Genomic DNA, 20,472 nt, shown 5'->3' on the forward strand with positions numbered 1-20,472 from the left:
ATAAATAAAAGACAACATCTTATTGGAGAGAATCAATATATTTTCCCCAATTAATTAAGTAGTGAGTAAAACCTTGATAATTAACCAATTTAATTTTATTCTAGTTATGAAAAATTTGCAGAGTAGGACAAAAGTGCGGTTGCTTCAGTCGTTCCTTTTGATTTCCTTGAGTCTCTTTTTCCTTGTCAATCCGGCTTATGCTCAAGGCGGGTTTGCAGTGAAGGGAGTTATTGTGGATAAAACAGGATTTCCTTTGCCTGGCGCCAATGTGATGGAAAAGGGAACATCTAATGGAACAATTACAGATTTAGATGGTAATTTCTCATTGAATGTTTCGAAGAAGGGAGTTACTTTGACTGTATCATTCATGGGATATACCCCTAAAGATGTGGTAGTGAAAGATAAAACAATGAATATTACGCTTGAAGAGAACTCTAAGCTATTGGACGAAGTAGTGGTAGTGGGTTACGGTACGATGAAAAAGCGTGATGTAACAGGAGCTATTACTTCCATCTCAAGCGAGGCCATTGAGCAAAAAATGGCTACTAATGTTTTTGAAGCATTGCAGGGTACTACTGCCGGTGTACAGGTGGTGTCCGGTTCCGGACAGCCCGGTGAATCTTCTTCTATCAAAATTCGTGGTACTTCCACTTTCTCTGCCGAAGGGGTTACTCCTCTTTATATCGTAGACGGTGTGCCTTTGGAAAGTATCGATGGTATCAATACCAATGATATTACTTCTATGGAGATTTTGAAGGATGCCGCTTCTGCAGCTATCTACGGTTCCCGTTCGGCGAACGGTGTGATTATTATCACTACTAAAAGTGGGCAGGAAGGTAAAGCCCGTATTGATATCAAGTATAATCACTCATGGGGTACATTGTCTCACAAGGTGCCACAGGCAAACCGTAAAGAACGTTTGTTGTACGACCAATATCGTAAAGAGTATTTTGAAACATACGGCGGAGGTAATCCGGATGAAAGTAGTGATATACTGAATGATCCGTTGAACTCTTTCTTTAATGTGGATAACGATTATCTGGACATGATTACAAGCACTGCACAAAAAGATCAGGTGGATATCAGTGTAGGTGGTGGTACAAAGAAACTGAAATATTTCATCAATACCGGTTATTATAATGAGAAAGGTATTATTTCCAATACAGGTTTCCAGAGATTAAATACTCGTATCAACTCCGATTATTCACCGACAGACTGGATGAATATGGGTAGCCGTATTTCTTTGACTTATTCTAAAAAGAAAGGTCTGAATGAAGGTACTTTATTGAGCGCAGTGTTGACTCGTCGTCCTTATTTCAATACTTATTATCCGGATGGCTCTTTGGTCGGAGTGTTTAACGGTCAGAAGAACCCTATTGCGCAGGTCAATTATACCACCGACTTTACTGATTCTTATAAGGCTAACTTCTTCCAGTTCTTTGAAATCAAATTCAACAAGTATTTGAAGTTTAGAGCCAATATTAATGCCAACTTCTATCTGGATAAACGCAAAAAACTCGAACCGAGTCTTATCACCGACGAATGGCAGAAACAGAATAAAGGTTATTCTTATAATTACCTGAACTGGAACTGGATGAATGAAGACATCCTTACTTATGCACGCAAAATAAAAGATCATAATTTTACGGCCATGGTAGGTGTTAGTGCACAGCAGTGGCGTTATGAAAACGAAACATTTGTGGGGATAAACTCGTCTACAGATTTTATCTATACAATGAATGCTTTTGCCGCAAACCTGGATTTGTCATCTACAGGCTCCACATTAAGCAATCACTCTATGGCTTCCATTTTTGCCCGTGTGACTTATGATTATAAAGGAAGATATTTGCTCAATGCCATTATGCGTCGTGACGGTTCTTCTCGTTTTGCCAAAGAGAACAAATGGGGTAATTTCCCTTCCGTATCTGTGGGATGGCGCTTCTCGGATGAGAAATTCATGAAATTCTCGAAAAAGTTTCTCGAAGATGGTAAGATCCGTGCAAGTTTCGGTATCACGGGTAACGAAGCAATCGGCAACTACGACTATATCTACTCTTATTCTCCGAATTCTATTTATGACGGAGTGGGTGGCGTTATTCCGACTCGTATCGGTAAAGACAATCTGAAATGGGAGGAAACTAAACAATTCAACCTTGGTCTGGACTTGAATTTCTGGAATAGCCGTTTGACAATCACTGCCGATTATTACGATAAATATACAGACGGTTTGCTGGCAAACTACCAATTGCCTAAAGAATCCGGTTTTGCATATATGAAAACCAATGTCGGTGAAATGAGTAACCGAGGCTTTGAAATAGCTGTTACCGGTGATATTATCCGCACGAAGGACTGGAAGTGGAATGCTTCTTTCAATATCTCCAGAAACGTCAACCGTATTGAGAAGCTGTCTGAAGGTAAGGCATATATGGAAGGTGATATCTGGTGGATGCAGGAAGGTGGCCGTGTGGGTGACTTCTACGGATTTAAAAGCGCCGGTGTCTTTGCATACGACGAATCGAATGCTTTTACTGATAAATGGGAACAACTGACTCCGGTGTTTGAGAATGGTGTATTCCAGTACAAATATTTGTTGGATGGAAAGGAATATGCAGGTAATATCCGTCAGAAAACGTTGCCGAACGGCAAACCGTTCCGTGGGGGAGATTACAACTGGGAGGAACCGGAAGGAACCCGTGACGGTGTGATTGATGATAATGACCGTATGGTGATCGGTAATGCCATGCCTGATGTAACCGGTGGTTTGAATACAACGGTGACTTGGAAGAATTTGAGTTTATACTTAGGATTCTATTATTCATTGGGAGGACAGATTTATAATGCAGCCGAACATAATCGTAATATGTTCAAATACACCGGAACTACTCCTTCACCGGAAGTCATCCATAATATGTGGTTGCATCCGGGTGACCAGGCAATCTATCCGCGTCCGTATAATGATGATTACAACAATGCCCGTATGGGTAACTCGTTCTATCTGGAAGATGCTTCATTTATTCGTTTGCAGAACATACGTGTAGCATACGATCTTCCTGAAAACTGGATAAAGAAGCTGATGTTGAAGAATATAAATATCTACGCTTTTGTAAACAACGCCTTGACATGGACCAACTATTCGGGATTCGATCCTGAATTCTCTACCAACAATCCTCTGCAGGTAGGTAAAGACTCTTACCGCTATCCGAGAAAGAGAGAATATGGTATTGGTTTTTCTGCAAACTTTTAATTGAAGATATCGTATGAAGAATATAAAATATTTTGTTGGAGCTGTATGCCTGGCTCTATCATTGAATAGCTGTTCAGACTTTCTGAATGAGGAACCGGTAAGTGAAATTCCGGCAGGTGACATGTGGCAGACTGCCCGTGACGCTAAGGCAGGTATAAATGAAATCTATGGATTGTTACGTTCCACTTTACGGGAGAACTATTTCTATTGGGGTGAGTTCCGTTCTGATAATGTAGCTCCCGGAGCACCGGTAATGGCCGATCAGGCACGTGTTATCAACAACCTGATGTCTACGGATGAGAAATGTGCAAAGTGGACGACTCTGTATCAGATGATTAACCAGGCAAATCTGGCTATTAAATATGTTCCTAATATCAGTATGCCTGATGTGGCAGACCGAAATGACTATCTCGGACAAGCGTATGCATTGCGTGCTTTGGCCTACTTCTATGCTATCCGTGTTTGGGGAGACGTACCTTTGTTTACAGAACCTACTGAAAAGTATTCGGAAGCCATCTACAAAGAGCGTACGGATAAAAACTACATTCTTGATAATGTCATTCTTCCGGACCTGAAGAAAGCGGAAGGACTGATAAACCGCAACAAGAACTACGAACGCAAACGCATTTCTATCTGTGGTGTTTGGGCTATCATGGCTGATGCTTATATGTGGGCTGAACAATATAATCTGGCCGATCAAACCATTGATAAAATGGCTGACATTAAATCGTCCAAAGGTCGTTTGGTGGACTTTGAACCTTCTATTCAGACTTGGCATACAATGTTCACAGAAGAACTGAATAACAAACCGTCTGATGATACTCCTGAAAATGATGAGTACTCAACAAAAGAGTTTATCTTCCTGATTCATTTTAATATGGATGAAGTGGGAACCAATGGATATAGTTATATGTATCAATGGTTCTCCGGTTCCGGTAACCGTGCTGCCGTTCTGTCGGATAAATTGATGAGTGTCTTCAATGAGCCGGATATGCAGGGTGATTTGCGCAAAGCCTATACGGTGAAGGATTATCAGAATGGAAATGAATTACGTAAATATATGGCCGGTGATATTAGTAACTCATTAAACAAAACCTGTGAGGTTGCTTATCCTATTTATCGCTACACGGATATGTTGTTATTGCAGGCTGAAGCTCGTGCCCGTCTCGGAAAATGGGAAGAAGCTTTGGATTTAGTGAAAAAAGTGCGTGATCGTGCCGGGCTGGTTACTCCTACTGCACTTAGCTTTGCATCGGAAGATGAAGTCGTTAATTATATACTGCGTGAACGCCAGGTAGAGTTAGTAGGTGAGGGCCGTCGTTGGTTCGACCTGCTACGTACAGGGAAATGGAAAGAAGTGATGGAGCCTATTAACGGCATGAGCCAGGATGGAAATGAACTGTTCCCGATTCATTATTCTCACATATTGGAGAATCCGAAGATAACTCAGAATCCATATTATGGTAACAATTAAAAAGATTGAAACGATGAAAAAGACAATATATAGAACGATTTTCTTTTGCTTGAGCGTTATTGCGCTAGCTGGGTGTGACTTGGAATTGCAAAAGAATTATGATTATGAAGCATCGGTCGACGATCCTCATGTAAATGTAACTGCTTGGGAGTATTTTCAGGACCATCAGGATATCTTCTCTGAATTTACTACTGCTATAGAGTATACAGGCTTGAAAGACTATTATACGCAGACTGAAAATAAATACACTTATCTGGCTCTGAATAATACGGCCATGCAATCATACCGTGAAAATGTTTTCCCGGGGATAGCCTCTATTACAGACTGTGATAAAGAAACGGTGAAAAATATGCTTTTATACCATATTGTAGATGGGGAATATAGTTCTTACGGTCAACTGCAGGTGGAAGCCATGTTTGTATTGACAATGCTTCCCGGAGAAAAGGGGTTGATGACGATGTCTGTTTGGAAGAACCCATGGCAGGCTGCCGTAGGAAAGATCTTAGTGAATGAAACGGGTAGCAATGGTAAATCGCCTCAACGCAATGCCAAGACTAGTAATATTTTACCGACGAATGGTGTTATTCACATCTTCGAGAAATATTGTTATTATCAGAAATAATCAGTATTACATTAAAATGAGTTTATTATGATTCGTAAATTATATACCATCTTATTAATCGGGCTTTGTTTGAACTTAGTGGCTTGCGGCGACGACAATGAAAACATAGATCCAAATGCATCTGCTCCTGTTATCAAATTCCCGATGGAACAATTGGATGTCGATCTGAATAAAGTCGACAATCTGCCTGTAGTAGCTGTAATCAAGTCACAGGCGGGATTACAGAGTGTAACGATGAAAATCCAGACTGTAGAGGGGACTGTTGAGTATAAAACTGTTACGGATTTTTTCAATCCGAACTCCTACAGTTTGTCTGAGAACTTAGAATACAATGCAAATTATCAAGCATTTATTATTGAAGCGACTGATAAGCTGAATCATATTATCACAGGAACACTTCCCATATCGGTAACTGATGTCGTAGAACGTCCGGTTATCACTTTTGATCCGGAAGAGATCATCTATGATGAAATGGATGAGAATCCTACCATTCCCCGTACTACATTTAAAATAACTTCGGAGGCTGGTCTGAAAACTGTTGAAATGTATTTGGTTTCAGCTAGCGGACAGGAGTCGAAAGGAATAATCAATTTGAGTGGGGAGAAAGAATATACGTTTGATGAAATGATAGATTATAAAGAAGGTGACAGAGGTTTTAAAGTAAAAGCGGAAGATACCTACGGCTACATTACGATTTCAACATTGCCTGTAACTTATAAGACTATCCCCGGACCTTCATTAACTTTAACAGAGTCCACCATTTTTGCAGGTACGGATGCTAAGAAAGGAGTACCTGTGCAGATTGAGTCAGTACGTGGAGTACACGAAGTGGTGATTTATCGTATTGAAAATGGATCGGAAGTTGAAGCCTTGCGTGAAACGAAGAATGGGGAACATACTTTAAATTATGCTCCGGAAATAGATTTTACGGAAGCTACTTCAAAACTTAAGGTAGTTGTTTCTGACGGAAGAGAGGGCAAAGAAGCGATTGGTTACGTGAAAGCGTATGTAAATATGGATGTTGCCACATTGAATGTCGGCAGCCAGCCTCTTGCTAATAATGCACATGTGAAATATCCGGATGCATTTGGAATGGTATCTTTGAATGATTTGAAAACATATTCTGTTGATTACGCAATCGCTAATGAAGTTAATGCGAAGAATGTAGACTTTAAGTTCTATTGTTTTGGAGCTTCTGGTAGTCCTCGCTTATACTCTATGGATAATACAGGAAAGGATGGTGAGTTTTCCGGATCTACCGGTAAACTATCGGCTATTAAAGTGAAAAACTTAACACGTTTCGCGATATTATCCAACTTCGACTATGAGAATGCAACTGTAGCTTCTATTTCTTCGGAAATACTTTCAAGTAGTATTGCTCAAAGTTTACTGGATCCTATTGCAGTCGGAAATGTTATAGCTTTCCGTACAGGAGGATCTTCTGCTGCAGGTGGAGGAAGAATCGGAGTTATGAAAGTTATTAATATAACAGAGCCTAAAGAACTGGTTTCTAATAATGCGACCGCTCGCGTAATGACTGTTGAAATCAAATTTCCCAAGAAGAAGTAACAACTTTCCTATTGGCTAAATGTATGGATAGAAAGAGAACTGGTGGATTGTAGAGGGATAAGAAGTTAGTTGTTGTGTACGAGATAGTTTTCTCGTACACGATAGCTATCCATTAACAGATTTCTTCCATGCTTTGAAGCATCTGTTTGTAAAGTCCCACTTGCTTCTTGAATAAATAGATGTATTAACTGAAAGTAATATGGAAAGACATATATACCGGTATTTCCGTTTTTTTTATTTATCCGGTCTGATATTGTTGTTCGCAACAAGTTGTTCTGCCGATGCGGGAGAACCTTCAGAACCGGAAACTCCCACTACTCCCACAGATGAATATACTTATCTGAATGTAGAGTATAGAAAGTGGCAGAATGGAACTTTTCAGTTGTGGACTACCGCAGACTCCCGTGAAACCCGTATCATTGATAATATGAACTGGTATGCTCCTTCGGGAGATTATACCCGGACTGCATGGGGAGGACGGAACGGATTACAACCCTCTTCTGTAACAGGAAAAGAGGGGTTTTTCCGGGTTGCCCATTGTGGAGGACGAGCTTACCTGCTCGATCCTGATAATGGAGCTGTTATTTTACACGGGGTTCAGCATGTTCGTCCGGGGGAATCTACAGCTCATCAAAAGGCTTTCAGTACAAAGTATGGAAGTGAGTCCCGATGGAGTGAGGAAACTGGTAAATTGTTGGCAGATAATCATATAAACTATATTTCGTATGGCTCAAACCGTATTGAAACATTTCCTGTAGCAATACGTGCCAATCTGCTGACTACGAAGACACAGAAGATTGCCTATGCAGAAACACTGTATTTGCTTCGCACTTTTATGTGGGATATGACTAAGAATTTAGGATATGCTTTTGATGATGATAAATATAATCGCCTGATTCTTCTTTTCGAACCTACATTTGCTGCATATATTGATAATCTTGTACGGGAAAAATCAGCTTTGTTTGCAGGTGATAAGCATTTTATCGGATATTATCTCGATAATGAATTACCGTTTGCAAGTTATCAGAATGGCGATCCTTTAAGGGGAATTGATTTGAAGCATTTTTTGTCCCTGCCCGACCGCTATAAAGCAGCCCGGACTTATGCAGAAAAGTTTATGCAAGAAAGAGGGATTGTTTCTCCAGCAGCAATAACAAAAGCAGATCAGGAGGATTTTCGTGGAGTTGTATCTGATTATTATTATCAATTAACGACAACAACTGTCCGCCGCTATGATACGGAGCATCTGATCTTAGGTACGCGTCTGCACGATTGGAGTAAATATAATCAGAAGGTGGTAGAAGCGTGTGCCCGTTATTGTGATGTTGTTTCTGTTAATTACTACGGACGTTGGCAACCGGAAACCGACTTTCTTGCCAATCTGAAAGCTTGGTGTGCTGTGAAGCCATTTCTGGTATCAGAGTTTTATACGAAAGCAGAGGATGCCAGTTATAAAGGAGTTAAATATGCAAATACCGAAGGCGGTGGTTGGCTCGTACATACACAAAAAAACAGAGGAGAATTTCATCAAAACTTCTGTCTCCGTTTACTTGAAACGCGGAATTGTATCGGATGGATACATTTTGAATATAACGACGGGTGTACATCGGATGGTAGTGCCTCGAATAAAGGAATCGTTTCGTTGGAATATGAACCCTATGAGTCTTTCCTTTCGTATGTTCGACAGCTGAATTTGGCTGTTTACCCATTAATTGATTATTATGATACCCGGCAATGAATGGTATAGTTCATTGAGATTTTGATAAAAAAAGAAAATATAAATTGAAATAGTTACGACAATGAAGAAGATAAGTTTATTAGCCCTTTTCTTAGGCTTTAACATAGCTTTGGGGGCTTGCTCCGATGATGACTCAGCACCAGTAGTAAAAAATGAATCGTTCCAACTTCCCGCAAAGGCATATGTCTTGGCAGAGCAAACGAGACGTGCCATTGTGATAAGGGACGCAGAAACCCAACGTAATGTATGGAGTTGGGATCCTTATACCGCTTGTGTTCCTTCAGCACATCAGGATTGGTTTATTAATCCGAGTGAAGTAAAACCGGTATTCAATAAACGCTATATTCTGATGACTGCTTCCGGTGGAGCGGTAGCTTTAATCCGCTTGTCAGATCATAAATTGATGTTTTATGCAAACTGCGGACAGAATCCTCATTCCGCAGAAATTTTACCGGATGGAAATATAGTTACGGCAGAGTCGAAATCCGGTGAAATCAATACCTTTGTGGTGGATACGGTAAAAGTATTGGGAATGAAAGCTAACACAATCAAATTGGGTAATGCCCATAATGTAGTCTGGGATAGGAAAAAAGAATGTATCTATGCCACGGCTACCATTCAGGCAGGTGTGACAGCCTTGTTCCGCATGAAATATAATGGTGACCGGAATAATCCGCAGCTCACCAATCAGACTCGTATTTATACATTCGACAAGGAATCGGGTGGACACGATTTGTTCCCGGTATATGGTGAAGAAGATAAATTGTGGCTTACTGCCGCTTCGGCTGTTTATAAGTTTGATATTTCTACAGATACTCCGACTTGTGAGAAAGTTTACAATATAGCCGATATAAAAAGTATCTGTAACGGACCTGACGGAATCTTGATGCTGAAACCGACTGAAGAATGGTGGGCTGAAGGACTTGTAAATGAGAAGGGAGAAGAACTCTTCAAGATGGACGGAGCTAAGATTTATAAAGGTCGTTGGATGATAGACAATACTTTCAGTTATCCGGAAAAGCACGATTTTGTATTGGGCGAGGATTGATTAAGTATCGTCGAAGGGTAATAAAATACATAAGTTGAATAATTAAGTTTGGAATAATGAGGAAACTTCTTCTTTTTTTATTGGTATCTATCGCATTACCGGCTTTGGCGCAGAACGGAAAGAAAGTGTATGCTGACTTCCACGGTGTGCGTTATACCCGGCAACATGACGGAAAGTTGGGGCGTTGGGAGATGTATGCCAATACGGAGAAATCAAGTACGGGAAGGAAATCCCTGTGTTATAATGCCGACCTGATAGACAGTGAAGGACGACATGAGATAGCGGCAGTGGCCTATCCCCAAGTCGGAATGCAGTCCAATCTCGATCCCGATTATATCGAATATCAGATATTGTCGGCAAAAGCTGCCAAGATAGACGGATTCTTTATCGAATGGGGATTCAAGCCTCACGAAAATGACATCTTGCTGCGTGAAATGCAGAAAGTGGCAGCGAAATATGACTTTGAAATCGGTGTAAACTGGTGCGACGGTTGGTTGTATTATGACTGGATTACGAAGATTTATCCGGAAGTTAACACCCGTGAGGCAAAGACCGAATATATGGCTAAATGTTACCAATATTTAGTAGATAGTGTCTTTACCGGTCCGACTGCTCCTATGGTGAAGGGAATGCCTGTCTTTTATCATTTCGGTCCCGGAGCAAAAGTCGATGAATACAAGAAAGTATTATCACAGGTGAAGTTTCCGCAAGGAATGAAGCAGCCCGTTGCCTTACGTCGTTGGGCGGATTGGGGAAAACTGGAAAACGATAAATACACTCCTGTCACCCGCAGTGATGATATGGATGCCTGGAAAAAAGTGGGAGAAATACCGACCGCATGGCTTCCCGCCCGTGTCCGTACAAGAGATCAGGCACATGCTGAATGGGATAATTATGCCACGCAGGATGATGTTATTGAGTTTATGAAACCTTTCCGTGACTCGATTTGGCATAGTAACAATCCTGCTTATACCATTAAGTCAGGATTTGCCATGCCGGGAATGGATAACCGGGGATGTGCAGGCTGGGGACGCGGACACTTCTATTATATCCCTCGCAATAATGGAGAAACTTACCAAAGTATGTGGAAGTTCTGTATGGCAGAGAAAGACAGTCTGGACATGATGTTTATCGCTTCGTGGAGCGACTATACCGAAGGGCATGAAATAGAACCTACCATCGAAAACGGTGACCGTGAGCTGCGTACCACTTTAAAGTATGCGGCAGAATTCAAAGGCGAACAGGCGGACGAGCGTGGCTTAACCTTACCTTTAATGCTTTTCCGTTTGCGAAAAGAAGCCCGCTTCCTGGAAAAGACGAAGATGGACGTATCTGCTTGTCAACGTTCGCTCGATAAGGCAGCGTTGTTGATTAGTCAGGGACGTTATCCGGTGGCGATAGGTTTGTTGTCACAAATAGAAAATGATGTCAAGACAGCCAAATCCGCTTTAGCGGTTGAGATGATGCGTTTGCGTGAGTCGGACATGAAGATTCAGGGAAAGCGAAAATTAGGTGGCTACAGTGCCGAAGAAACGCTTTCTATCTCTTTGCCCAAAGAATTGGTTTCCAAACTGCAAATGAATAACTATGTAGGGTATCTCTATTTTGAATACCTGGACAAAGGAAATGAATCTCTTTTTATACGTTCATCCACACAGCGCGAACCGAAAGAACCGTTTAAAATTGTATCCCGGATACGTACCGACAATACAGGCGAATGGAAAAGTGCAAAAGTAGAACTGTATAAAGATAATATCGTAAATGGATTCAATATGCCTACGTTCTATTTAAAAGGAAATGTCGTTGTCCGTAATTTGTCATTGGGCTATACCATCTACACTGTCAAATAAATGTATTGATGAAGAGTTTGAAAAATTGGTTATTAGTTTTATCCGTATTATCCTGTTTCGGGTGTTCCTCGCCGGTTCATGAAGACGGCAGGGGATGTGCTTTCGTATCCGATAGTATCCAATACAGGGTTGAGTTTATGTCGGAAGGATGCGTGCGGATTCTGTCTTTTCCCGAAGGTGATACGCTGGTAACAAAAAGATTGGTTGTCGATTCGCAAAAACCGGCATTCAAAGATTATAAATGGAAAGATACAGGGCAGCAACTGATCTTTTCTACCCGTGAGCTTTCCGTTGCTTTTGATAAAGAAGATGCGGCTTTCACTTTTCAGGAAGTATCGACAGGAAAGCTGTTACTGAAAGAGAAAGAAGCTAAAAAGGCACGGCACTTCAAACGTTCGGTTACCGGAGGTGAGCAATGCCTCGAAGTAACCCAACGCTTTGTTCCTACTGACGATGAGGCTATTTACGGTCTGGGGCAGTATCAGAACGGAATCATGAACTATCGTGGAAAATCCGTACTTCTATTACAGGCTAATATGGATATAGTCAATCCGTTCCTTATCTCGACTAACGGATATGGTATCTTATGGGATAATTATTCTTCAACAAAGTTTGAAGATACGGAGGAAGGATACTCATTTACTTCCGAGGTAGGCGATGCCTCCGACTATTATTTTGTATATGGAAAGAATATGGACGAAGTCGTTGCCGGTTATCGGGAATTGACGGGAGACGTGCCGATGTTCGGGAAGTGGGTATATGGTTTCTGGCAGTCTAAAGAACGCTATAAATCGTTCGATGAGTTGAAAGACGTTGTAAAAGAGTATCGTAAACGGGGGATTCCGTTGGATAACATTGTGCAAGACTGGGAATATTGGGGAGATAAACCCCATTGGAACAGTCTGACTTTCCATCCGGCGAACTTCGATCATCCCCGGCAAGTCATTGAAGAACTGCATCAGCAGGATCATGTTCACTTTATGCTTTCCGTATGGCCCGGATTCGGACCGGAAACAGCTGTTTATCAGTCACTCGATTCTATCGGTGCCTTATTTAGCGAACCTACATGGGCAGGCTATAAAGTCTTTGATGCTTACAATCCTGCCGCACGGGATATCTTTTGGCAATATCTCAAGAAAGGACTCTATGATATGGGTGTGGATGCCTGGTGGATGGATGCGACAGAACCTTCTTTCCGTGACGGATTCACACAGTTGAAGCAGGAAGAGAGGACGAAAGCAGCCGGAAATACTTATCTGGGCAGTTTCCACCGTTATCTGAATACCTATTCTTTGGAAATGCTGAAGGACTTCTATCAACGTCTTCGGGCCGAAAGCGATCAGAAGCGCGTATTTATCTTAACCCGTTCCGCTTTTGCTTCACAACAGCATTATGGTACGGCGGTATGGTCGGGTGATGTCTCGGCTTCATGGGGAAATATGCATAAACAACTGGTTGCCGGTTTGAACTTATCCATGTCCGGTATTCCGTATTGGACTTCCGATACAGGAGGATTCTTTGTCACAGAACGTGATGCAAAATATCCTGATGGGTTGAAAAGCAATGATTATAAAGAGTTGTACTCCCGTTGGTTCCAGTTCAGTGCATTTACTCCTGTCTTCCGTGCTCACGGCACGAATGTGCCGCGTGAAGTTTGGCAATTCGGTGAAAAGGGGACACCATCTTATGATAATCAGGTGAAATATATCCATTTGCGTTACCGTCTGTTGCCTTACATTTACTCGATGTCCCACCAAGTCACAGCCAACAACTATACCCTGTTGAGAGGCTTGGCAATGGATTTCACCACAGATACCCGGACTTTTGATATTGATAACGCCTATATGTTCGGCACCTCTTTATTGGTACGACCGGTATTTCATCCGCAATCGGAAGAAAAGAACATCAGTGTCTATCTGCCGGAACACAACGGCGAATATTGGTACGATTTTTGGACCGGAAAGGCCTTTGAAGGAGGAAGAGAACAAATGCAGGCAAACACCCTCGACATCCTTCCCCTGTATGTAAAAGCCGGTTCTATCTTGCCTCTGGCAGAAGTGAAACAATATGCGATGGAATACCCCGACCGTGAATTGGAACTGCGTATTTACGGAGGAGCGAATGCTTCTTTCTTATGGTATGAGGACGAAGGCGACTCCTACCGCTATGAAAATGGTGTATGTTCCAAAGTACCGATGCAATGGAAAGATTCGGAACGGACATTGACGATCGGTCTGCGTGAAGGAAGTTATCCCGGTATGCCGGAACAAGTAAAAATGCGTGTGAAGTTATATCTGCCTGACGGTGCTGCTCTTGAGAGTAAAGAGTGTGTCTACACAGGCAGAGAGATAAAAATAAAGTTTTAATTAGATGCATACATAGATTATGAAGAAGCTATTCTATATCTTTATTCTATTGTTTATTGTGGGATGGGCGCAGGCACAGCAACGCGTGGTATACACCATCAACGACGGGTGGAAATTTACAAAAGGATCTCCGTTTGAAGCACAACTGACTGGTTGTGACGATTCTTCATGGGAGACGGTCAATATACCTCATACATGGAATGATAAAGATGCAGACGATGAAACTCCGGGATTCTATCGGGGGCCGGTCTGGTATCGAAAACAGTTGTTTATAGACAAAAGCCAGGAGGGACGTCGGGCAGTGATCTACTTTGAAGGAGCCAATCAGGAAGTACGATTCTACCTGAACGGGCAGTTCGTTGGGGAGCACAAAGGAGGGTATACCCGCTTCTGTTTTGACATCACTTCCCATTTGCGTTATGGACAGGAAAACCTGTTTGCCATTTATGTAAACAATGTCTATAATCCGAATATTCCCCCCTTATCTGCCGATTTTACTTTCTTTGGCGGTATCTACCGGGACGTCTATTTGCAGTTTATGAATCCGGTGCACATTGCAACGAATGATTATGCTTCGTCGGGAGTTTATATCCGTACCCCCGAAGTGAATAACTCCGCTGCTTCGGTAGAAATCACTACGCTACTGACGAACGATATGCCCCAGGCTACGGAAATCAGGGTGGAGAATATAATCTGTGATGCGGATGGCAAGGAAGTGAAAAAGACGCAGGCAGAAGTAAAACTGGCAGCCGGTGAGACGAAGGCAGACATCTCCAAAAAGATAAAAATAGATTCCCCTCGTCTGTGGGATATAGACGATCCTTATCGCTATATGGTATATACCCGTATTCTTGATAAAAGAAAGGGTACTTTGCTGGATGAAGTGGTGAATCCGTTAGGTTTGCGCTGGTTCAAGTTTGATTCGGAAAAAGGTTTTTTCCTGAATGGCAAAGGACGCAAACTGATCGGAACTGCCCGCCATCAGGATTATTTTCAGAAAGGAAATGCTTTGCGTGACGAATTGCACGTACAGGATGTATTGTTATTGAAGGAGATGGGAGGAAATTACCTGCGTGTATCACACTATCCCCAAGATCCTGTTATCATGGAAATGTGTGATAAATTGGGCATTGTGACTTCGGTTGAAATTCCCGTTGTTAATGCTGTGACAGAAACCGAAGAGTTCCTGCATAATTCTGTTGAGATGGCGAAAGAGATGGTACGTCAGGATTTCAACCGTCCTTCCGTAATGATTTGGGGGTATATGAATGAGATTTTCCTGCGTCGTCCCTATACCGAAGGTAAACAGTTGGAAGATTACTACCGTTTCACGGAAAAAGTAGCCCGTGCCTTGGAGGCGACTATCCGTGAGGAAGATCCTTCAAGATATACGATGATGGCTTATCACAATATGCCTCAATACTACGAAGACGCTCATCTCACCGAAATCCCGATGATTCAGGGATGGAACTTGTATCAAGGTTGGTATGAACCGGATATCAATGAGTTCCAGCGTTTGCTTGATCGTGCCCATAAAGTATACAAAGGAAAAGTGCTGATGGTAACGGAATATGGACCGGGAGTGGATCCGAGAGTTCATTCGTACCAGCCGGAACGTTTTGACTTCTCGCAGGAATATGGACTGGTATATCATAAACATTACCTCAATGAAATGATGAAACGTCCGTTTATAGCCGGTTCCAGTCTGTGGAATCTGAATGATTTTTATTCCGAATCCCGTGTAGATGCTGTTCCTCATGTAAACAATAAAGGCGTTGTCGGATTAAACAGGGAGAAGAAAGATGTTTATTGGTTCTATAAGACAGCCTTGTCACGTCGTCCGATACTTGTCATTGGTAATCGGGAGTGGAAAAGCCGTGGGGGAGTGGTGAATACGGCACAGAAAGAATGTATCCAATCCGTCCCTGTATTCTCTAATGCGGAAGAAGTCGAGCTGTTTGTGAATAACAAGAGTCTGGGAAAGAAAAAGATAGAAGATAATTATGCTTTGTTTGATGTACCGTTTGTGAGTGGAGAGAATCTGCTGGAAGCTGTTGCTGTGACTGGGGATAATAAGTTGCGTGATATGCTTCGGATTCAGTTCCAGTTGGTAGGCTCGCAGTTGAAAGACGAAGCTGTGCCATTTACGGAATTAAATGTAATGTTAGGTTCTCCGAGATATTTTGAAGACCGTGCGGCAAACGTAGCATGGATTCCCGAACAGGAATATAAGCCCGGTAGTTGGGGATTTATCGGCGGAACATCTTATCGTCGTCAAACAGGATTCGGTACCATGCTTGGTTCGGATATCGATATTCACGGAACGGACATGAATCCAATCTTCCAGACCCAACGCGTTGGAATAAAATCTTTTAAGGCTGATGTACCAAATGGAGAATATTCCGTATATTTGCACTGGGCAGAGTTGGAGTCGGACAAAGAAAGAGAAGCATTGGTTTATAATCTGGGAGCTGACTCGGAACAAACATTTGCCGGAAATCGCAGCTTTGGTATTTCAATCAATGGAACAACCGTTTCAGATGATTTCAACGTAGCCCGTGATTACGGATATGCCCGTGCTGTTATCAAAAAGTTTGTAATAACAGTAAAGGATGGAAAAGGAGTAAGTGTCGACTTTCATAAAAAAGAAGGAGAACCTATTCTGAATGCTATTCGTATTTATAGAAACTATTAATCATAAACACAGTTCGTATGCTTAGGTCTATTTATTTACTGTCTTTTTTCCTCCTGCAATCCCTGTTTGCTTTTGCAGGAAATGTAAAGGAAAGTGTTCCATCCACTTTTGATTTGTATGTATGCATCGGTCAATCCAACATGGCGGGGCGTGCAACATTGACTCCGGAAGTCATGGATACGCTGCAAAATGTATATCTATTGAATGATAAGGGGAATTTTGAACCGGCAGTAAATCCTCTCAATCGTTATTCGACAGTCCGTAAAGACCTGTCGATGCAACGTTTGGGACCGGCTTATGGTTTTGCCAAAGAAATGACGCGGAAAACGAAACGCCCTCTCGGACTGGTAGTAAATGCGCGTGGTGGTTCTTCTATCAACTCTTGGCTAAAAGGCAGTAAAGATGGGTATTATGAAGAAGCCCTCTCCCGGATTCGGGTTGCGATGAAACAGGGAGGCGTTTTGAAAGCGATCCTTTGGCATCAGGGAGAAGCCGATTGCTCTAATCCGGAAGCATATAAACAAAAACTGATTTCTTTGGTGAAAGATCTGCGGGAAGATTTAAACATGCTGGATCTACCGGTTATTGTCGGACAGATTTCTCAATGGAACTGGACGAAGAGAGAAGCGGGGACTGTTCCCTTTAATCAGATGATTAAAAAAGTATCTTCATTTATCCCTCATTCTGATTGGGTATCGTCGAAAGGATTGGGATGGTATAAAGATGAGAAGGACCCTCATTTTAATACAGAAGCACAATTATTATTAGGAAAACGTTATGCGGAAAAGGTATGGAAGTTCTATAAGCATAAATAAGGTCAATCGGGAATCTCTGTTGGCGGTACTATATGAATAAACGTGAGATCGCTGATTGATGTAGAAAAAATAGTGACGGTATATGCTCAGGATACTAACGGTATCGCTGTCATATACCGTCACTATTTGCATTGGATAGCGTCACTATTTTTTATGTAGAATAGCTTATTTATGGAAGCCTTTTTAATTCCCTCAATGAACTTTTTATGCCCCATCTTAGGTTGTGAATAACTAAATACTGCCTTGTTGATAGAAAAGGGGACTATTTGGTTAATTGTTTTATTATAAACCAATTAACCTGTTAATAACTTTGTTGATATCCTTGTTGATAACTGAAATGAGGTTGTGAATAAAGTCAGTAAAGAAGAGTTGTCATAAAAAAGAAGAACCGCATTTCTGCGATTCTTCTTTTTTTTTAGTTGCGGAGATCCGACTCGAACGAATGACCTTTGGGTTATGAGCCCAACGAGCTACCAACTGCTCCACTCCGCGATGTTTAACGGGTGCAAAGGTACGGCTTTTTTTGAAACAAACAAATAATTCGCTGAATATTTTTCGAATAAATCATCACTTTTTTCTTATTAGGTTGAGAATGAACGAAATAATGATGAAACTTTTTCTTAGCACCTATTAATATACAAATGTTAATATTCTCTCTGTTTTCTTGTATGGTCTAAAGAAAAGAATTACTTTTGCTCAAAATATTCAGCAATGTGCAATTTATAACCTATGACCGTATCCAAGACAAAAGCCAAGTTAGTAGATGTAGCCCGTCAGCTTTTTGCGAAGATGGGAGTAGAAAACACAACTATGAATGATATCGCTCTTGCTTCTAAAAAAGGGAGACGAACGCTCTATACTTATTTTAAAAGTAAGGATGAAATTTATTTGGCTGTTGTGGAATCGGAATTGGATATTCTGTCGGATATGATGAAGCGGGTAGCCGAGAAAAATATCTCACCGGACGAGAAATTGTTGGAGATGATATATACCCGGTTGGACGCGGTAAAGGAGGTCGTCTATCGAAACGGAACACTGCGTGCTTATTTCTTCCGTGATATATGGCGGGTGGAGAAAGTTCGCAAGAAGTTTGATGCAAAGGAAGTCCAGCTTTTTAAAGCCGTTCTTTTGGAAGGACAGGCAAAAGGAGTTTTCCATATTGATGATGTGGAGATGACTGCCGACTTGATACATTATTGTGTGAAAGGTATTGAAGTTCCTTATATTCGTGGACATATAGGTGCACATCTGGATGAAGATACAAGAAATAGATATGTGTCCAACATTGTGTTTGGCGCACTGCATAGAACAGAAATTTAATTAAATAACTTTTAGTATGGGATTATTAGACGGAAAAACAGCCATTGTAACCGGTGCTGCTCGCGGTATTGGTAAGGCTATTGCTCTTAAGTTTGCCGCCGAAGGCGCAAACATCGCATTTACTGACCTTGTCATTGACGAAAATGCAGATAATACAGTTAAAGAATTGGAAGCAATGGGCGTGAAAGCCAAAGGTTATGCTTCTAATGCTGCTAACTTTGAAGATACTGCAAAGGTTGTAGAAGAAATCCACAAGGACTTCGGACGTATCGATATATTGGTAAACAATGCCGGTATCACTCGTGACGGCTTGATGATGCGTATGAGCGAACAGCAATGGGATATGGTAATCAATGTGAACCTGAAGTCTGCATTTAACTTCATCCACGCTTGTACACCTATCATGATGCGTCAAAAAGCTGGTAGCATTATCAATATGGCCTCTGTTGTAGGTGTTCACGGAAATGCAGGACAGGCTAACTATGCTGCTTCTAAAGCAGGTATGATTGCATTGGCTAAGTCTATCGCACAAGAGTTGGGGTCTCGCGGCATCCGTGCCAACGCTATCGCTCCGGGATTCATCCTGACAGACATGACAGCCGCTCTTTCTGACGAAGTAAGAGCTGAATGGGCAAAGAAAATTCCTTTGCGTCGTGGTGGTACTCCTGAAGATGTGGCAAACATCGCTACCTTCCTGGCTTCTGATATGTCTTCTTATGTATCAGGTCAAGTGATTCAGGTAGATGGTGGTATGAATATGTAATCGAACAGAATGACTGTTGTATACGAAGACAACCATATCATTGTAGTCAACAAGACCGCTTCCGAGATTGTCCAGGCAGACAAGACGGGGGATACGCCGCTTTCGGAGACTGTGAAACAGTACCTGAAAGAGAAGTACCAGAAACCCGGAAATGTTTTCCTCGGTGTGACACACCGGCTGGACCGCCCCGTAAGCGGTCTTGTTATTTTTGCCAAAACGAGTAAGGCACTGACAAGGCTCAACGAAATGTTTCGCACCAGTGAGGTGAAAAAGACTTATTGGGCAGTCGTGAAAAATGCGCCGAAAGAACCGGAGGGTGAATTGGTACATTTCCTTGTGCGCAATGAAAAGCAGAATAAAAGTTATGCATACGACAAGGAAGTGCCGAACAGCAAGAAAGCGATCTTGCATTACCGGTTGATCGGTCATTCGGAAAATTACTTCTTACTCGAAGTTGATTTAAAAACCGGACGGCATCATCAGATCCGTTGTCAACTGGCAAAAATGGGATGTCCTATCAAGGGAGATTTGAAGTATGGTTCTCCACGCTCCAATCCGGACGGGAGTATTTGCCTGCATGCCCGGAGAGTGAGATTCATACATCCTGTCTCCAAAGAACTGATAGAGCTTGAAGCTCCCCTTCCCGAAGGAAATTTATGGAAAGGATTCACCATAGAATTCTAAGACCTATGCAAATAATAGGCCTATAAAAAACAGTTAAAGAAATTAAACGGGCTATTTCAGTCCGTTTACTTTTTGTAAGTCATTAACTCCACAAAGGGTGTTCCCCTTTTGACCACAGCAAACATTCTTCCTACTAGTTTAAACTTGACTGCATTTAGCACTACTCCATAAGCTTTCCCTTCCTTCCTTTTCCTTTCATAATACTCTTTCATTTCCTTATCCCATACAATCGCTGAATTAGCAGCTTGTGAAAAGATCCGCTTTTCAAATAGTTTTTGCTCCCG

General features: G+C 41.8%; 13 protein-coding genes, 1 tRNA gene and 1 pseudogene. 13 read left to right on the plus strand and 2 right to left on the minus strand.

All coding sequences use genetic code 11. From position 1 onward, the window contains the following. Nucleotides 1-106: 106 nt before the first annotated feature. The 10 genes from HMPREF0106_RS09970 (at nucleotide 107) to HMPREF0106_RS09925 (ending at nucleotide 17,421) form a co-directional block, all read left to right on the plus strand. A complete protein-coding gene (locus HMPREF0106_RS09970) occupies nucleotides 107-3,244 on the plus strand; it encodes a SusC/RagA family TonB-linked outer membrane protein (protein ID WP_008018357.1) in 3,138 nt (1,045 codons plus the stop codon). Nucleotides 3,245-3,257: 13 nt separating this feature from the next. Beyond that, complete coding sequence (locus tag HMPREF0106_RS09965) at nucleotides 3,258-4,718, plus strand: RagB/SusD family nutrient uptake outer membrane protein (RefSeq protein WP_009040265.1); 1,461 nt, start codon at nucleotides 3,258-3,260, stop codon at nucleotides 4,716-4,718. Nucleotides 4,719-4,731: 13 nt separating this feature from the next. Then, nucleotides 4,732-5,340, plus strand: a complete 609-nt coding sequence (locus tag HMPREF0106_RS09960; protein ID WP_008997336.1) for a fasciclin domain-containing protein — start codon at nucleotides 4,732-4,734, stop codon at nucleotides 5,338-5,340. A 27-nt stretch (nucleotides 5,341-5,367) separates the two neighbouring features. Next, nucleotides 5,368-6,909 carry a hypothetical protein gene (locus HMPREF0106_RS09955; RefSeq protein ID WP_009040266.1) on the plus strand — a complete coding sequence of 514 codons (1,542 nt, stop codon included), beginning with the start codon at nucleotides 5,368-5,370 and terminating at the stop codon, nucleotides 6,907-6,909. Between the two features lie 199 nt (nucleotides 6,910-7,108). Continuing rightward, nucleotides 7,109-8,647, plus strand: a complete 1,539-nt coding sequence (locus tag HMPREF0106_RS09950) for a hypothetical protein (RefSeq protein ID WP_009040267.1) — start codon at nucleotides 7,109-7,111, stop codon at nucleotides 8,645-8,647. Nucleotides 8,648-8,708: 61 nt separating this feature from the next. Then, the gene (locus HMPREF0106_RS09945; protein WP_009040268.1) at nucleotides 8,709-9,695 is read left to right on the plus strand and encodes a DUF6528 family protein; all 987 of its coding nucleotides are present in this window, start codon (nucleotides 8,709-8,711) and stop codon (nucleotides 9,693-9,695) included. A gap of 56 nt (nucleotides 9,696-9,751) precedes the next feature. Further along, nucleotides 9,752-11,545, plus strand: a complete 1,794-nt coding sequence (locus HMPREF0106_RS09940; RefSeq protein ID WP_009040269.1) for a glycoside hydrolase family 71/99-like protein — start codon at nucleotides 9,752-9,754, stop codon at nucleotides 11,543-11,545. Between the two features lie 8 nt (nucleotides 11,546-11,553). Beyond that, nucleotides 11,554-13,911: a TIM-barrel domain-containing protein gene (locus tag HMPREF0106_RS09935; protein WP_032851426.1), complete on the plus strand. Its 2,358-nt coding sequence runs from the start codon at nucleotides 11,554-11,556 to the stop codon at nucleotides 13,909-13,911. Between the two features lie 19 nt (nucleotides 13,912-13,930). After that, nucleotides 13,931-16,606 carry a glycoside hydrolase family 2 TIM barrel-domain containing protein gene (locus HMPREF0106_RS09930; RefSeq protein WP_009040271.1) on the plus strand — a complete coding sequence of 892 codons (2,676 nt, stop codon included), beginning with the start codon at nucleotides 13,931-13,933 and terminating at the stop codon, nucleotides 16,604-16,606. A gap of 17 nt (nucleotides 16,607-16,623) precedes the next feature. Beyond that, the gene (locus HMPREF0106_RS09925; RefSeq protein ID WP_009040272.1) at nucleotides 16,624-17,421 is read left to right on the plus strand and encodes a sialate O-acetylesterase; all 798 of its coding nucleotides are present in this window, start codon (nucleotides 16,624-16,626) and stop codon (nucleotides 17,419-17,421) included. Nucleotides 17,422-17,840: 419 nt separating this feature from the next. Here HMPREF0106_RS09925 and HMPREF0106_RS09920 read toward each other — a convergent pair. Further along, nucleotides 17,841-17,913: transfer RNA gene (locus tag HMPREF0106_RS09920), tRNA-Met, on the minus strand. Nucleotides 17,914-18,150: 237 nt separating this feature from the next. On the opposite strand from HMPREF0106_RS09920, the gene HMPREF0106_RS09915 reads away from it, so the two are divergent. Genes HMPREF0106_RS09915 through HMPREF0106_RS09905 form a run of 3 tightly spaced genes read left to right on the plus strand, consistent with a single transcriptional unit; the run spans nucleotide 18,151 to nucleotide 20,188 of the window. After that, the gene (locus HMPREF0106_RS09915; protein WP_004299903.1) at nucleotides 18,151-18,741 is read left to right on the plus strand and encodes a TetR/AcrR family transcriptional regulator; all 591 of its coding nucleotides are present in this window, start codon (nucleotides 18,151-18,153) and stop codon (nucleotides 18,739-18,741) included. Between the two features lie 16 nt (nucleotides 18,742-18,757). Next, nucleotides 18,758-19,504: a 3-oxoacyl-[acyl-carrier-protein] reductase gene (gene fabG, locus HMPREF0106_RS09910; protein WP_009040273.1), complete on the plus strand. Its 747-nt coding sequence runs from the start codon at nucleotides 18,758-18,760 to the stop codon at nucleotides 19,502-19,504. Between the two features lie 9 nt (nucleotides 19,505-19,513). After that, nucleotides 19,514-20,188 carry an RluA family pseudouridine synthase gene (locus tag HMPREF0106_RS09905; RefSeq protein WP_009040274.1) on the plus strand — a complete coding sequence of 225 codons (675 nt, stop codon included), beginning with the start codon at nucleotides 19,514-19,516 and terminating at the stop codon, nucleotides 20,186-20,188. Between the two features lie 65 nt (nucleotides 20,189-20,253). Here the strand turns inward: HMPREF0106_RS09905 and HMPREF0106_RS0124815 are convergent. Beyond that, nucleotides 20,254-20,472, minus strand: a pseudogene (locus tag HMPREF0106_RS0124815) (IS110 family transposase); the annotation flags it as partial.

Source organism: Bacteroides sp. D22, assembly GCF_000163675.1.
Lineage (GTDB): Bacteria > Bacteroidota > Bacteroidia > Bacteroidales > Bacteroidaceae > Bacteroides > Bacteroides xylanisolvens.